The organism is Rhodococcus sp. MEB041 (genome assembly GCF_030208955.1).
GTDB lineage: Bacteria > Actinomycetota > Actinomycetes > Mycobacteriales > Mycobacteriaceae > Rhodococcoides.
Window position 1 is genome coordinate 77,476 of record NZ_JARVSZ010000004.1, and the last position, 14,724, is coordinate 92,199.

The window sequence follows — 14,724 nt, forward strand, 5'->3', positions numbered from 1 at the left end:
TATAGGCTCCTGCCATGAGCGCATCGACGACGTGGGAATACTTCACCGCACCCCTGCTGATCCACAACACCAAGGCCATCCTCGACAACTTCGGTGCCGACGGCTGGGAGCTGGTCACGGTCATGCCCGGCCCCACCGGCGAGAACCTGGTCGCCTACTTCAAGCGCCCGAAGAGCTGAGATGGGTGTGACGGAGAAGCTCGCCGAGCTCGGGCTGACCCTTCCGCCCGTCGTGCCGCCGGTCGCGTCCTATGTTCCCGCGGTGCGGTCGGGAGACCACGTCTTCACCTCGGGTCAGCTGCCCATGGTGGACGGCGCGCTGACCGCCACCGGCAAGGTCGGGGCCGAGGTGTCGGCCGAGGACGCGACCGCCGCTGCCCGCGTCTGTGCGTTGAACGCACTGGCCGCGATCGACGCGCTGGTCGGCATCGACTCCGTGGTCCGCATCGTCAAGGTCGTCGGATTCGTCGCGTCGGCACCGGGATTCACCGGTCAGCCCGGCGTGATCAACGGTGCGTCGAACCTGCTCGGTGAGCTGTTCGGCGACGCCGGTATCCACGCTCGGTCGGCTGTCGGAGTCGCCGAGCTGCCCCTGGGCGCAGCCGTCGAGGTGGAGATGATCGTCGAGGTCGCACCCGCCTGACGGGTGCGCGTCACCGACCGCTCGCCACGAGGGTCCGGCACTGCTCGATGACGCGCTGCAGAGCGAGTCCGCGTTGTGCCGAGCACTCGTGGCGGGTGCCGGTCCGGACGGACTCCAGGAACTCGTCGAGCAGTACCGCGTAACACCGGTCGGGTGGCGTGGTGCGGTCCGACAACTCGACCAGGCCGCCCGGTCCGCTCGCGCCGACCCGCAGCACCGACGGGCGCACAGGCGTCCGCATGGACAGCGTCACCAGGCTCGTCCGGACTCCGGCGGTGCTCCCGTGCTGCAGAGCCAGCGACCACGTGTCGGACGCGTCGTCACGCCTCGCCCACGCCACGGACTCGACCGGTCCGAGCACCTCCATCGCGAGATCGAGAACGTGCGGGCCGACGTCCATGAGGGCGCCGCCCTCCTGCCGCCACGTCGAGCCGGCGTACTCGCCGCCGAGCAGGGCGCCGGACAGCCAGGTCGCCGTCACGGTCGCGACCTCCGTGTCGCGCACGGCGTCGAGGAATGCTCGGGTCTCGGGTGCGAAGCGACGCGTCAGCGTGACCATCGACGAGACCCCGGCCTCGTCGATCGCGGCCACGAGAGTGGCCGCATCCGCCGCAGAACCGGCGATCGGCTTGTCCAACAACACATGTCGACCCGCGGCAGCCGCCCGACGGGCGAGATCGAACTGCACCTCGGGGGGTACCGCGAACGCGACGGCGTCGACGGAGTCGATCAGTGCATCGACGTCGTCGACGTACGGCACCTCGGGAGCCGTCTGTGCCGCGGCGTCGGGACGGCGGGCCCAGATGCCGGCGAACTCGATGTCGGGATGCGCGGTGAGTGCGGGTGCCGCGGCCTGACGAGCCCAGGGTCCGGCACCGATCAGACCGATTCTCATGGTGCGAGCCTAGGTTCTGTCCCGGTCGGCACCGAACCTCCGTCGGCTGGCACAGTGGTCGCATGGCGGAGAAGGATCCCACGGCATCGGAGAAGCACCCCGCGTACGGACGGCTGCGGCGCGTGACGTCGACCGCGTCCGTCCTCCTGGCCGAGAACCCCGGGAAGATGACGCTGGACGGCACGAACACGTGGATTCTGCGAGCCCCGGGGCACGAGCAGTGCATCGTGGTCGATCCGGGCCCGCGCTCCCGGTCGCACGTCGACCGCATCGCGGCGCAGGGACGCGTCGCGCTGATCCTGATCACCCACCGCCATCACGATCACACCGGCGGTATCGCCCGACTGCACCGGTCGACGTCCGCGCCGGTGCGCGCGGTCACGTCCACGTACCTCCGAGGTGACGCCGCGCCGCTGGTGGACGGCGAGGTGATCGCGGCCGCCGGGGTGGAACTCACCGTCGCGGCGACACCGGGCCACACCGCCGATTCCGTCAGCCTGGTCCTCGACGACGCGGTGCTGACCGGGGACACCATCCTCGGTGCCGGATCGACCGTCCTGGACGGGAAGGACGGGGATCTCGGTGACTACCTGGCCTCACTCGACCGACTGGAGCAACTCGGTGAGGGACGCGTCGCGCTGCCCGGCCACGGGCCGGACCAGCCCGACACCGCGGTGCTCGCCCGCGCCTACCGGGCCCATCGCGAACAGAGACTCGACCAGGTGCGGGCAGCGCTCGACGTCCTCGGACCCGACGCCACCCCTCTGAAGGTGGTGCGTCACGTCTACGCGGACGTCGACAAGAAGCTGTGGCCCGCGGCGCGGATGTCGGTCAAGGCCCAGCTGACGTATCTGCGCGGTTAGCGTGCGCGCCGGGCGAGTCGCTCGGAGTCGGAGATGAGCACGCTCTTGCCCTCGAGGCGGAGCCAGCCGCGGTGCGCGAAGTCGGCGAGCGCCTTGTTCACGGTCTCGCGAGAGGCGCCGACGAGCTGAGCGATCTCCTCCTGCGTGAGGTCGTGGACGACGCGCAGCGAGCCGGCCTCCTGGGTGCCGAAACGCTGTGCGAGCTGCAGCAGTGCCTTGGCGACGCGGCCGGGAACATCGGTGAAGATGAGGTCGGCCAGGCTGTTGTTGGTACGACGCAACCGGCGGGCGAGCACCCGGAGCAGCTGCTCGGCGATCTCGGGGCGCTGATCGATCCAGGCCTTCAGGGCGTCGCGATCCATGCTCACCGCGCGCACCTCGGTGACCGTGGTGGCGGTGGAGGTGCGGGGGCCGGGATCGAAGATCGAGAGCTCACCGAACATGTCGGACGGACCCATGATGGTCAGGAGGTTCTCGCGACCGTCGGGGGAGCGGCGGCCGAGCTTCACCTTGCCGCTGACGATGATGTACAGCCGATCGCCGGGCTCACCCTCGTTGAAGACCACGTGGCCACGCGGGAAATCGACCGGTTGCAGCTGCTTGGTCAGCGCCGACACCGCAGACGGCTCGACCCCCTGGAAGATGCCGGCTCGTGCCAGTACCTCGTCCACGTGTACTCCCTTGCCCTGAAAGATCGGCAGATCTACGAATGTGTCGTCTTCATGTGTCCGGTCGGAGTCTACGTCGCCGGGCGGCCACAGGAGTGATCACAGCCACCCTCGACGCGTCGGCGTCGGACCGGGGGCCGTGTCGGCGGGTGCTCAGCTGGCGCGGCGTGCCCTGTCGTCGAGAAGAGCGACGTCCTCCTCCATGACGTCGCCACCGCGGCGACGTCGGGTGCGGAACCGTGCGAGGGCGTTCGGGAAGCCTTCCGCGGCCAGGGTGGCGACCTCGGCGGAACTGGCGGCGTCCAGGAATTCCTGAACCTCCTGCTCGCGGACTCCTGCGCGGTTCAGCCGCGCCTCGAAGCGCTCCATGGCGAGTGCGAACAGCATCAGCAAGACCGGGAACAGAACCACAGCGAGTGCTTGCATACCGAGGAGTAAACACTGTCGACGTCTCGAAAAGAACACGGCGGGGTCACCGGTGCGGACACGACCGGAGCGTGCTGTCGGGGGCGTTCCGTAGAGTCGTGGCGTGCAGAAATCAGCCGCCGGTCCCTCTCACGTGGGCAAACGAGACGAGTCCGCCCTCGCGCTCACGCGCCGGGCACGCCGGATGAATCGCGACCTCGGCGTGGTCTTTCCGCACGTCTACTGCGAGTTGGACTTCACCACCCCGCTCGAGCTCGCGGTGGCCACCATCCTCTCCGCGCAGTGCACCGACAAGAGGGTCAACGAGACCACGCCTGCACTCTTCGCGAAGTACCGGTCGGCGCGCGACTACGCGGAGGCCGACCGGACGGAGCTCGAGGAGTACATCCGGTCCACCGGCTTCTACCGCAACAAGGCCAACTCCCTCATCGGGCTGGGCCGCGAGCTCCTCGAGCGGTACGACGGTGAGGTTCCCGCCTCGCTGAAGGAGCTGGTGACGCTGCCCGGTATCGGGCGCAAGACGGCCAACGTGGTCCTCGGCAATGCGTTCGACATTCCCGGCATCACCGTCGACACCCACTTCGGCCGACTCGTCCGCCGCTGGGCCTGGACCGAGGAGGAGGATCCGGTCAAGGTCGAGCACGCCATCGGTGCGCTGATCCCGCGCAAGGAGTGGACGATCCTGTCCCACCGCGTGATCTTCCACGGCCGCCGCGTGTGCCATTCGCGGACGCCGGCGTGCGGTGTCTGCCTGCTGGCGAAGGACTGCCCGTCGTACGGGCTGGGGCCGACCGACCCCGTCAAGGCCGCGGCATTGGTGAAGGGGCCGGAGACGGACCACATCCTCGCCCTGGCCGGCATCGAGACGTGAGCAGGTCGTCCGCGGCGAGGTGGAGCCTGGCCGCGCTCGTGGTGGTCGTCGCCCTCATCGTCGCCATCTGGCCGCGCGGGGACGATCCGACGGGACCGGCGAGCTTCGCCGACTACCGCGACACTTTCGGCGCGGCGCCCACCGACGACGCGACGGACACGGAGCTGGCCCCCTTGCGCACCGAGGCCGCGCTCGCCGCGTGCCCCGTGCCGGCGGCCGGCGCCCCGGCGCCCGCCGGCCCACTGGCGGGTCTGCGCACCACCTGCCTGGCCGACGGAGCGCCGGTCGATCTCGGTGCGGCCGTCGCCGGCACACCGACTCTGCTCAACCTGTGGGCCTACTGGTGCGGCCCGTGCGCGGAGGAACTGCCGTATCTGCAGCAGTACGCCGAGCGTGCGGGCGGTGCCGTTACCGTGGTGACGGTGCACGAGGATCCCCGCCAGGGCAACGCCCTGACCCGACTGGCCGACTACGGCGTCCGACTACCCGGCGTGCAGGATCCGTCCGCTGCCGTCGCCGCTGCCGTCGGAGCTCCGGCCGTGTTGCCCGTCAGCGTGCTGCTCGCCGCCGACGGATCCGTCGCCGCGGTTCTCCCGCAGCCGTTCCGCTCCGTCGACGAGATCGCGGACGCCGTGCGCACCCACCTCGGAGTCTCGGCGTGACGGATCACGCGGGCACGCCGCCGTGGCTGTCCCGTCTGGCCGCCGTGCACACCGTGCGCGACGACGCGAGCAACCCGGTGATCGCCCGCCACGCACCGGACGGGGCGACGGGCAGACCGGCCGCGGTGCTGGTGCTCTTCGGCGGGCGGCCCGACGCGGCGGAGTTGCCCACCGACGCCACGGTGCTCCTGACCCAACGCGCGTCCTCGCTGCGGCAACATCGCGGTCAGGTCGCCTTTCCCGGCGGCGCAGCCGATCCCGGCGACGACGGACCCGTCGGCACCGCTCTGCGGGAGGCGCAGGAGGAGACCGGGGTGGACCCGGACGGCGTGGAGCCGCTCACGGTGCTCGACTCCATCTTCGTGCCCCCGTCGGGCTTCGAGGTGACACCGGTGATCGCGTACTGGCGCGTCCCGAGCGAGGTGTCCGTCGTGGACACCGCCGAGACGGAGCGTGTCGTCGCCGTGCCGCTCACCGATCTTCTCGATCCGGTCAACAGATTCGTGGTGCGCCACCCCCTCGGTTATCGGGGCCCGGCGTTCGCAGTGGGAGGAATGCTCGTGTGGGGTTTCACGGCCGGAGTGCTGTCCGGCGTCCTCGAGACGGCGGGCTGGGGTGCCCCCTGGGACACCGAGGACGTCCGGGACCTCGAGACGTCGCTCGCCGCCGTCGGTGAGGAGTTGCACCCGTGACGGGATCGACCTGGCTCGACATCGGTGTGGCACTGGTGGCGTTGCTCGCCGCGTCGTCGGGGTGGCGGCAGGGCGCGGTCGCGTCCGCCTTCGCCTTCTTCGGTGTCGTCCTCGGTGCCGTCGCCGGCATCCTGCTCGCACCGCGCGTCCTCGACCACGTCGAGGAAGGGCGGATGCGCGTGCTCGTCGGCGTCGCCCTCATCGTCGTCATGGTGATCGTCGGCGAGATCGCGGGCATGGTGTTGGGACGAGCGTTGCGCAGCGGGATCCACAGCCCGGCGGCGCGCTCGGTGGACAGCGTCATCGGTGCCGGTCTGCAGGCGGTGGCCGTGCTCGTCGCGGCCTGGTTGCTGGCCGTCCCGCTCACCGCGGCGTCGCAACCGCAGATCGCCGCGGCCGTGCGCGGATCGTCGATCCTCGGCGCCGTGGACGATGTGGCGCCCGAGTGGGTCCGCGAGATCCCCAACGAGTTCTCGGCTCTGCTCGACACGTCGGGTCTCCCCGACGTCATCGGCCCCTTCGGCCGCACTCCCGTGGCCGAGGTCGGTCCGCCGGATCCCAGCGTGCTGGCGTCGCCGATCGCGGCGGACCTCCAGGACAGCGTGCTGCGGATCCGCGGTATCGCCGAGAGCTGCCAGAAGGCGCTCGAGGGCTCCGGTTTCGTCATCGGGCCGGGCCGTGTCATCACCAACGCGCACGTCGTCGCCGGCACCTCGTCGGTGGCCGTCGACACCGTGGACGGCCCGCTCGACGCGGAGGTCGTCCTGTTCGATCCCGCCGTCGACATCGCGGTACTGAACGTGCCGGATCTGACCGCCGACGTCCTGCCGTTCGCGACGGGGCGCGCGGAATCGGGAACCGACGCGGTGGTGCTCGGGTATCCCGGCGGTGGCCCGTACACGGCATCGTCCGCGCGGGTGCGCGAGACACTGAACCTCACCGGGCCGAACATCTACCGCACCGGGACGGTGGACCGGGAGGTCTACACCGTGCGCGGATCGATCCGTCAGGGCAATTCCGGCGGACCGTTGGTGGCCACCGACGGCACGGTTCTCGGCGTCGTCTTCGGCGCCGCCGTCGACAACTCCGATACCGGATTCGTGTTGACCGCAGCAGAAGTCGCCGACGAGGTGGCAACGGGGCTGCAGAACGGGCAACCTGCCGGTACGGGATCCTGCGTCGGGTAAGGATGCATCGGCTGTCACGCCGAGGAGCGCCCGCACCGCGTACCGTGATCACGAAGGTGGCGAGGAGACGACGTACTCCGCGTCCCCGGCTCGACGGGGGGAGCATCGATGGGGGTACGTCGACGCCGTGACGTGGTGATCACGACACGGGTTGTTCGAGGGGCGCGCGACGTGCGTCCGATTGGTCCGACGGTTCCCGGGGAATCATCCGACGGTCTGCGGCGCGCGGACACGGGATGTGACGGGTGACGGTGACGACGGGAGACGAGGCGAGGATGGGCCGCCGCGGCGGTCGGCAGCTGACGGCGGCCGGCAACTACTTCGACACGCGGTCGAAGGCGGTCATGGCAAGTGCCTCGGGGGCGCTGCCCCTGCTCGTCATCGCGATTCTCCAGCCCACGTTCCTGCGGCCGGGCACGCTGCCGCTCCTGGCCGTCATCGTCGCGTTCACCGTGGTCACCGTGGGCATCACCCTGCGTGCCGGTCGTCTGTCCGACCGGCAGTTCACGGTGCTGGGGTCGGGTGGCATGGTCGGCGTCGCCATCTCCGCCTATCTGATCGCCGATCCGTCGGGGTCGCGCGCGGTCACGGCGATGCTGGCCGTCGTGCCCGCCATCGCGGCGTCCGGATCGCCGCCCAAGGTCACGATCTCGCTCACCGGCGCCGCGGTGATCATGGCGACGGCACTGAGCATCAACGGCTCCGAGGGCGCGGTGCGGTTCGTCGCGGCCGGCGCCGCGGTCACCACCGTAGTGGTGCCGGCGGTGTTGATCGCCACCATGCGCAGCTCGCTCGAATCGGTGACAGCCCGCCTCGAGACCCTGGCGAACACCGATCCGCTCACCGGCCTGCTCAACCGCCGCGGCATGTTGCCGCGGGTGAGCGCCATGCTCGCGGAGGCATCGGAGAAGTCCGACGCCATCGTCGTCTCGCTCGTCGACGTCGATCACTTCAAGTCCGTCAACGACACTCGCGGTCACGCGGCCGGTGACGTCGTGCTCACCACGGTCGCCGAGGCGATCGCCGCCTACGTTCCCGAGGACGCGGTGGTCGCCCGGCTGGGCGGGGAGGAGTTCCTGGTGCTCGGCCTCAGCAAGTCCGTCGCGGGGCTCGAGGAGAAGGTGCTCGAGAGCGTCCGCTCCGCGTGCGACGTCACCGTCAGCATCGGAGTGGCGCAGGCGAACGTGGTGTTCGACGAGAGGGGCGGTAACGACGTCGAGGCCACCCTCGACCGACTGACCTACGCGGCCGACCGCGCGCTGTACGCGGCGAAGACGGCGGGCCGCGATCGAGTGGCATTCGCGATGGAGGACGTCGTCCGGTGGTCACCGACCCTGACGCCGGTGCAGCGCCGCGACAAGACGGAACCCCTCCCGTGACGGCAGAGGAGTGAGCATGAGCGAGCACCGCGTCCTGGATCCGACCGACCTCGGCGATCACGAGGTTCTCGATCGACTGATGTCCGAGATCGGGGACGACGCGATCCTGGACACCACCGCCGAGCAGCTCCAGTCGCTCGACGCACTGCTGCCCACTCCGTCGTCCGAGCTGCTGGACGAGCCGACCCGGTGGGTGCACTACCCCTGGCGTCGCTCGCTCGTGCGGGTGCTCGGTCCGCGCGGGTTCCGGTTGCTGCGCCTGGACCGGAACCGCAACAAGATCACCGTGGACGAGCAGAATGCAGCGCGGCGCCTGCGCGTCGGCGTCGTGGGTCTGAGCGTCGGCCACGCGGTGGCGCACACCCTCGCTCTCGAAGGGCTGTGCGGCGAGCTCCGGTTGGCCGACTTCGACGATCTGGACCTGTCGAACCTCAACCGTGTGCCCGCGTCGGTGTTCGACCTCGGCGTCAACAAGGCGGTGCTGGCGGCTCGCCGCATCGCCGAACTGGATCCGTACCTCGAGGTGACGACGTTCCCGACCGGGATCGACGAGGCGACCACGGACGCCTTTCTCGCCGACCTCGACATCGTCGTCGAGGAGTGCGACTCGATCGACGCGAAGGTGTTGGTGCGGCAGGAGTGCCGTCGCCGCGGGATTCCCGTGATCATGGAGACCAGCGACGGGGGCGTGCTCGACATCGAGCGCTACGACCTCGAGCCCGACCGACCGTACTTCCACGGTTTGCTCGGCGACGTCGACGCCGCGGCGGTCGCGGGGATGACGCCGCGGGAGAAGGCGCCACTGGCGGGGCGCATCCTCGAGATGGAGCGCATCACGCCGCGCATGGCGGCATCGTTGCCGGACATCGGTACGACATTGTCGACGTGGCCGCAGTTGGGGAGTGACGTGGCTCTGGGCGGCGCGTCGGTGGCCGCTGTGGTGCGGTTGTTCGGGCGCGGGACACCGCCTCCGTCGGGACGCGTCCGTGTCGGTCTCGAGGCGATCATCGAGAGCACCCTCGTCGACCCCTACAGGGGCTGACCGCTCGCTCGGAGATGGCGCAGCAGAACGTCGGTGACCTCGTCCGGGCGTTCCTGGTGCACGTAGTGCCCCGATCCCGTCACGCGATGCTCCACGAGCTGCGGTGCCCAGTGGGAGTCGCGGCGCGCCGTTGTCGGCAGGACGTACGGGTCGGCAGATCCCAGGATCTGCAGCGCCGGTAGATCGACGGTCCGGTCGATCGCGGCGCGGAAGCGGCGACCGTCGGAACGGAACTGGCTGCGGAACGCCCAGCGCTGATACTCCAACGTGCTGTGTGCGACACCGGGGATGCGGACGGCCGACCGCATCCTCGACACGACGTCGCCGAACTCCGTGGACGACTGCCACTGCGCGGACGACCGGGCACGGACGAGTCGCTCCACCTCGGCACCGTCGTCGGCGACGAGCGTCTTTTCGGGTGCGAGCGGAACCTGGTAGCGCAGGAACGACGGCAGCAGCGCCGCGCGTTGCGCCGAGTCCCGGATCGCGGCCCGTCGCAACGAGATCGGATGCGGTGAGGCGAGCAGCGAGATCGAGCGAACAGCGCGAGGGTGCAGCGCTGCGGTCGCCCAGCACACGAGTCCGCCGTCGGCGTGCCCGACGAGATCCGCCTCGGAGTGTCCGAGCGCGCGAACGAGGCCGGAGATGTCACCGGCGAGGGTCCAGCCGTCGTAGCCGCGAGGCGGCTTGTCGCTGTCGCCGTAGCCCCGCAGATCCACTGCCACGGCGTGATAACCGGCGGCGCCGAGAGCGGTCAGCTGGTGGCGCCACGACCACCAGAGGTCGGCGAAGCCGTGGACGAGAACGACCAGCGGCGCCGGCCGACTCGGATCAGGGCGTCCCGGGTCGGCGGACGCCGAGGTGTCCGCCTCGGCGATGTGGAACCGGATGCCGTTGGCGCGGATGTCGCGGTGCTGCCACGGGCCGGGATATCGGACGGTCGACGGGTCGGGTGCGGCCACTGTCGTCGGTACGCGGGCGCGGTGTCAGCGCGAGAGCGGGGCGCGCACGTCGAGCGCGTCCAGCTGCTTCTTCGGCGATGCGCCGTCGCCCTGGCCCGGCAGCACCGAGGAGGCCGCCTTCAGCGAGTCGATGGTCTTCTCGGGCTTGCGCAGCTTCTTCACCCGGAGGTAGCCGAGGAACGCGAGCAGCGCCGTGATGACCACCATGATCAGGAAGACGATGAGGAACGCGAGCCACCGCGTGACCCACACGTTGAGCAGCTCGGCGAGGAAGAAGAAGAAGAAGAACGAGCTGAAGATCAGGACCGCGAGCGCGAGGATGAAGAGGACGCTGCCCTGCAGGCCCTTCTTGATCTCGCCGGTCACCTCGGCCTTGGCCAGTTCGACCTCGGCGCGGACCAACGTGGAGACCTGTGTCGTCGCGTCCTTGACCAGGGTGCCGATGCTGGCCGTGGCGGGGTTGCTGCGACTGTCGACATCCGTCAGCGGGATCGAGGAGATACTGGCCGGAGCGGTCGTCCGACCGCTCGTGTCGGTGCCTCGGCTGCTGCTCACGTGCAAGTCCCTTCGAAGATGTTCGTCGCGCTCGACAGTGTTCGTCCGGCGATACCGGCCAACCCTATGTCCTTACCCGTTCGGGGCTCACACTATCGCCGCCGGACGGGGCCGGTCCCGCCGGACGTCGGTCCCCGCGTGGTGAGCACTCACGAACCGAGTGGCCGGTATCGGCCCTCACGTCACGATGCGTCGGGTAACTTCCTGCTGACGAACCCGCCTCCCAACAGGAGAAACCCGTGACAAGCACTTCCGCGGACCGCGTTCCGAACCCCGACGGTTCGAACATCGCCGGTCCGGACTCCGCTCTCGATGCAGTGGACGGCGTACCTCGCAGTCGCATCGTGATCGCCTCGATGGTCGGAACCTCCATCGAGTTCTTCGACTTCTACATCTATGCCACCGCCGCCGTCCTCGTCTTCCCCCGACTGTTCTTCCCCGCGGGCAACGACACGACGGCCCTGCTCGCGTCGTTCGCGACGTTCGGCCTCGCCTTCGTCGCGCGGCCCATCGGTTCGGTGCTGTTCGGACACTTCGGTGACCGCATCGGCCGGAAGGCGACCCTGGTCGGGTCCCTGCTCACCATGGGCGTCGCGACCTTCCTCATCGGACTGCTGCCGACGTACGACAGCGTGGGCATCATCGCCCCGATGTTGTTGGCGCTCATGCGTTTCACGCAGGGTGTCGGCCTGGGCGGCGAGTGGTCGGGCGCTGCACTGCTCGCCACCGAGACCGCCAAGGAGGGCAAGCGGGCCTGGGCCGCGATGTGGCCGCAGCTCGGTGCCCCCATCGGCTTCCTGATGGCCAACGGGATCTTCCTCATCCTGACGTTGTCGATGGACTACGACTCCAAGACGTCCGGATCGGACCACGCCTTCCTCACGTGGGGATGGCGTGTGCCCTTCCTGCTGAGCGCGATCATGGTGATCATCGGCCTCTACGTGCGACTCAAGCTCGAGGAGACACCGGTGTTCAAGCGCGCCGTGGCCAACGGCCAGCGCGTCAAGACGCCGGTGGCGGAGGTCTTCAAGACCAGCTGGCGTCCGCTGATCCTCGGCACGTTCGTCATGCTCGCGACGTACACGCTGTTCTACGTCATGACGACGTGGGTGGTCAGCTACGGCACCGGCAAGGTGGTCGATCACAGCGGTGTCGCCGTGACCATCGCCTACACGGACTTCCTGGGCCTGCAGCTCATCTCGGTGTTGTTCTTCGCCGCGTTCGTCCCGGTCTCCGGCTGGCTCGCGGATCGGTTCGGCCGCCGCATCACACTGATCGTGATCACGACCGCGATCATCCTGTTCGGCCTGTCGTTCAAGTGGTTCGCTGCTCCCGAGTCCGCCACCGAGAGCCGCATGCTGCTGTTCATGTGCGTCGGCCTGGCGCTGATGGGTCTGACCTTCGGACCGATGAGTGCTGTTCTACCGGAGCTGTTCCCGACCAACGTGCGCTACACCGGATCGGGTATTTCCTACAACACGGCCAGCATCCTGGGAGCGGCCGTGGCGCCGTTCATCGCGACCTGGCTGGTGAACTCCTACGGCGTCGCGTGGGTGGGCGTGTACCTGGCCGTCGCCGCGGCACTGACGCTGTTCGCACTCGTCGTCATGAAGGAGACGCGCGGACGCGATCTCGACACCGTGTCCTGACGGACTACCGACAGCAGAGAGGGGCTCGTGCACTCGGTGCACGAGCCCCTCTCTCTGCGTGACGCGTGGTTACTTCTGGCCGGCCTTGGCGATCGCGTCGAAGACGGCGGGATCGACGAGGGTCGAGGTGTCGCCCAGATCCCGGCCCTCGGCGACGTCGCGGAGCAGGCGGCGCATGATCTTTCCGCTGCGCGTCTTGGGGAGCTCCGGGACCACCGTGATCTGTCGCGGCTTGGCGATCGGCGAGATCTCCTTCGACACCTGAGCCTTCAGCTCGGTGATCAGCGCGTCGCCGGTGTTCTCGATGCCCTCGCGCAGGATGACGAAGGCGACGATGCCCTGGCCGGTGGTCTCGTCCGCCGCGCCCACGACGGCTGCCTCGGCGACACCGGGGTGGGTCACCAGAGCCGACTCCACCTCGGAGGTGGAGATGCGGTGACCGGAGACGTTCATGACGTCGTCGACGCGTCCGAGGACCCAGAGGTCGCCGTCGTCGTCGAAGCGCGCACCGTCACCGGCGAAGTACCAACCCTCGGTGGCGTAGCGGGACCAGTAGGTGTCCTTGTAGCGCTCCATGTCGCCCCAGATGCCACGCAGCATCGACGGCCACGGCTCGTCGAGTACGAGGTACCCGTTGCCGCCGGGCCCGAGCATCTTCGCGTCGTCGTCCACGATGGCTGCCGAGATGCCGGGGAGCGGTGTCTGGGCCGATCCCGGCTTGGTGGCGGTGACGCCGGGCAGCGGCGAGACCATGATCGCGCCGGTCTCGGTCTGCCACCAGGTGTCGACGATCGGGGCGCTGCCGGCGCCGATGACGTCGCGGAACCAGCGCCACGCCTCGGGGTTGATGGGTTCGCCGACGCTGCCGAGCAGGCGGATCGAGGAGAGGTCGTGTGCGTCGGGGATCTGTCGTCCCCACTTCATGAACGTGCGCACGAGCGTGGGCGCCGTGTAGTAGATGGTGACGCCGTACTTCTCGACGATGTTCCAGTGCCGGTGCTCGTCGGGAGAGTTGGGCGTGCCCTCGTAGACCACCTGCGTGGCGCCGTTGGCCAGCGGGCCGTAGACGATGTAGCTGTGCCCGGTGACCCAGCCGATGTCGGCCGTGCACCAGTAGACGTCCTTGCCCTGCTTGTGGTCGAAGACGTAGTGGTGCGTGTAGGCGGTCTGCGTCAGGTAGCCGCCGGAGGTGTGGATGATGCCCTTCGGCTTACCCGTGGTTCCCGAGGTGTAGAGGATGAAGAGCGGGTGCTCGGAGTCGAACGCCTGCGCCTCGTGCTCGGGGGAGGCGGACCCGACGGTGTCGTGCCACCAGAGGTCGCGGCCCTCGGTCCACTGCACGTCGATGTCGGTGCGCTTGACCACCAGTACGTGCTCGATCGACGCGGCGCCGTCCACGGCCTCGTCGACCGAGTCCTTGAGCGGCGCGGCCTTGCCGCGGCGCCACTGGCCGTCGGTGGTGACGACGAGCTTGGCCTCGGCGTCGTCGATGCGCGAGCGCAGTGCGGAGGACGAGAAGCCTGCGAAGACGACGCTGTGGGTCAGTCCGAGGCGGGCGCACGCGAGCATCGAGACGATGGCCTCGGGGACCATGGGCATGTAGATGGCGACGCGGTCACCCGAGACGAGCCCGAGATCGGTGAAGGCGTTCGCGGCGCGGCTGACCTCGGCGAGGAGGTCGGAGTAGGTGATCTCGCGGCTGTCCCCGGGCTCGCCCTCCCAGTGGATCGCCACCTGGTCGCCGCGGCCCTCGACCACGTGCCGGTCGACGCAGTTGTAGGCGACGTTCAGTTCACCGCCGACGAACCACTTCGCGACGGGGGCGTCCGACCAGTCGAGCACCTGCTCGAACGGCGTGTGCCAGTGCAACCGGTTCGCCTGCTCGGCCCAGAACGCGAGGCGATCGTCCTTCGCCGCCTGGTAGAGCTCGGATCCGGCGTTGGCCTGCGCGACGAAGTCGTCACTCGGGGGATAGGACACCGGGTGCTCCGATTCCGTGTCCCTGGTCGCGCCGTCGTCGGTCACGGTCTCGGTCATCGTGGTACCTGGCCCCTCTCGGAAAAGCTGGTGTGTCGGTTCGGTGTGTCGCGACTGTGAGGGTAGTCACGTGTGACCGGCGCCGCACCGTTGCAGAGGGCTGCGACCCGGGACGTGCGGCGAGAGGTGCGTTCTGCGCGACGGGCGGTGTGCAGCAGCGATGGATGGTGACGAGACACCAAAATCGCCTCTCA

At 69.3% G+C, this 14,724-nt stretch carries 16 protein-coding genes; 10 read left to right on the top strand and 6 right to left on the bottom strand.

The genetic code is table 11. The features are described from left to right. Positions 1-14 precede the first annotated feature (14 nt). Together sp36 and QRN16_RS12325 are read left to right on the top strand one after the other, a co-directional pair. On the top strand, positions 15-179 hold the full coding sequence (gene sp36 / locus QRN16_RS12320; protein WP_197027831.1) for a Sp36 family protein: 165 nt from the start codon (positions 15-17) through the stop codon (positions 177-179). Between the two features lie 7 nt (positions 180-186). Beyond that, on the top strand, positions 187-642 hold the full coding sequence (locus QRN16_RS12325) for a RidA family protein (protein WP_285187077.1): 456 nt from the start codon (positions 187-189) through the stop codon (positions 640-642). Between the two features lie 10 nt (positions 643-652). Here QRN16_RS12325 and QRN16_RS12330 read toward each other — a convergent pair whose 3' ends face one another. Beyond that, positions 653-1,537 (bottom strand): Gfo/Idh/MocA family protein, encoded by an 885-nt coding sequence (locus QRN16_RS12330; protein WP_285187079.1) that lies wholly within the window; start codon positions 1,535-1,537, stop codon positions 653-655. A 62-nt stretch (positions 1,538-1,599) separates the two neighbouring features. On the opposite strand from QRN16_RS12330, the gene QRN16_RS12335 reads away from it, so the two are divergent. Continuing rightward, complete coding sequence (locus QRN16_RS12335; RefSeq protein WP_056443358.1) at positions 1,600-2,400, top strand: MBL fold metallo-hydrolase; 801 nt, start codon at positions 1,600-1,602, stop codon at positions 2,398-2,400. On the opposite strand, the gene QRN16_RS12340 is transcribed toward QRN16_RS12335, so the two are convergent. Next, entirely contained in the window at positions 2,397-3,071 is a 675-nt protein-coding gene (locus QRN16_RS12340; protein WP_027506688.1) for a Crp/Fnr family transcriptional regulator, read from the bottom strand. The genes QRN16_RS12335 and QRN16_RS12340 overlap by 4 nt on opposite strands. A 150-nt stretch (positions 3,072-3,221) precedes the next feature. Next, a complete protein-coding gene (locus tag QRN16_RS12345; protein ID WP_027506689.1) occupies positions 3,222-3,494 on the bottom strand; it encodes a hypothetical protein in 273 nt (90 codons plus the stop codon). A 184-nt stretch (positions 3,495-3,678) separates the two neighbouring features. Here QRN16_RS12345 and nth point away from each other — a divergent pair, with 184 nt between their 5' ends. The 6 genes from nth (at position 3,679) to QRN16_RS12375 (ending at position 9,327) form a co-directional block, all read left to right on the top strand. Beyond that, the gene (gene nth / locus QRN16_RS12350) at positions 3,679-4,365 is read left to right on the top strand and encodes an endonuclease III (RefSeq protein ID WP_081821412.1); all 687 of its coding nucleotides are present in this window, start codon (positions 3,679-3,681) and stop codon (positions 4,363-4,365) included. Further along, positions 4,362-5,027 carry a TlpA family protein disulfide reductase gene (locus tag QRN16_RS12355; protein ID WP_056443364.1) on the top strand — a complete coding sequence of 222 codons (666 nt, stop codon included), beginning with the start codon at positions 4,362-4,364 and terminating at the stop codon, positions 5,025-5,027. Before nth ends, QRN16_RS12355 begins: the two co-directional genes overlap by 4 nt. Next, positions 5,024-5,719: an NUDIX hydrolase gene (locus QRN16_RS12360; protein WP_222638942.1), complete on the top strand. Its 696-nt coding sequence runs from the start codon at positions 5,024-5,026 to the stop codon at positions 5,717-5,719. Before QRN16_RS12355 ends, QRN16_RS12360 begins: the two co-directional genes overlap by 4 nt. Continuing rightward, entirely contained in the window at positions 5,716-6,906 is a 1,191-nt protein-coding gene (locus tag QRN16_RS12365) for a MarP family serine protease (protein ID WP_027506693.1), read from the top strand. The genes QRN16_RS12360 and QRN16_RS12365 overlap by 4 nt, the downstream gene beginning before the upstream one ends. 251 nt (positions 6,907-7,157) lie before the next feature. After that, positions 7,158-8,285: a GGDEF domain-containing protein gene (locus QRN16_RS12370; RefSeq protein WP_155957104.1), complete on the top strand. Its 1,128-nt coding sequence runs from the start codon at positions 7,158-7,160 to the stop codon at positions 8,283-8,285. A gap of 16 nt (positions 8,286-8,301) precedes the next feature. Continuing rightward, positions 8,302-9,327, top strand: coding sequence for an Rv1355c family protein (locus QRN16_RS12375; RefSeq protein ID WP_285187095.1), 1,026 nt, complete (start codon positions 8,302-8,304; stop codon positions 9,325-9,327). Here the strand turns inward: QRN16_RS12375 and QRN16_RS12380 are convergent. Together QRN16_RS12380 and QRN16_RS12385 are read right to left on the bottom strand one after the other, a co-directional pair. Beyond that, positions 9,315-10,289, bottom strand: coding sequence for an alpha/beta fold hydrolase (locus QRN16_RS12380; protein WP_222638941.1), 975 nt, complete (start codon positions 10,287-10,289; stop codon positions 9,315-9,317). The genes QRN16_RS12375 and QRN16_RS12380 overlap by 13 nt on opposite strands. 24 nt (positions 10,290-10,313) lie before the next feature. Then, complete coding sequence (locus QRN16_RS12385) at positions 10,314-10,844, bottom strand: phage holin family protein (protein WP_056443376.1); 531 nt, start codon at positions 10,842-10,844, stop codon at positions 10,314-10,316. 356 nt (positions 10,845-11,200) lie between these two features. Here QRN16_RS12385 and QRN16_RS12390 point away from each other — a divergent pair, with 356 nt between their 5' ends. After that, positions 11,201-12,493: an MFS transporter gene (locus QRN16_RS12390; RefSeq protein ID WP_222628740.1), complete on the top strand. Its 1,293-nt coding sequence runs from the start codon at positions 11,201-11,203 to the stop codon at positions 12,491-12,493. Positions 12,494-12,562: 69 nt separating this feature from the next. On the opposite strand, the gene acs is transcribed toward QRN16_RS12390, so the two are convergent. After that, positions 12,563-14,530 carry an acetate--CoA ligase gene (gene acs, locus QRN16_RS12395; protein WP_222633336.1) on the bottom strand — a complete coding sequence of 656 codons (1,968 nt, stop codon included), beginning with the start codon at positions 14,528-14,530 and terminating at the stop codon, positions 12,563-12,565. Between the last annotated feature and the right edge of the window lie 194 nt (positions 14,531-14,724).

Coding starts and splice junctions, on each gene's coding strand:
- QRN16_RS12390 (WP_222628740.1), top strand. CDS start 11,201: ATGGTCGGAACCTCCATCGAGTTCTTCGACTTCTACATCTATGCCACC.
- QRN16_RS12335 (WP_056443358.1), top strand. CDS start 1,600: ATGGCGGAGAAGGATCCCACGGCATCGGAGAAGCACCCCGCGTACGGA.
- QRN16_RS12345 (WP_027506689.1), bottom strand. CDS start 3,494: ATGCAAGCACTCGCTGTGGTTCTGTTCCCGGTCTTGCTGATGCTGTTC.
- acs (WP_222633336.1), bottom strand. CDS start 14,530: ATGACCGAGACCGTGACCGACGACGGCGCGACCAGGGACACGGAATCG.
- sp36 (WP_197027831.1), top strand. CDS start 15: ATGAGCGCATCGACGACGTGGGAATACTTCACCGCACCCCTGCTGATC.
- QRN16_RS12375 (WP_285187095.1), top strand. CDS start 8,302: ATGAGCGAGCACCGCGTCCTGGATCCGACCGACCTCGGCGATCACGAG.
- nth (WP_081821412.1), top strand. CDS start 3,679: ATGAATCGCGACCTCGGCGTGGTCTTTCCGCACGTCTACTGCGAGTTG.
- QRN16_RS12330 (WP_285187079.1), bottom strand. CDS start 1,537: ATGAGAATCGGTCTGATCGGTGCCGGACCCTGGGCTCGTCAGGCCGCG.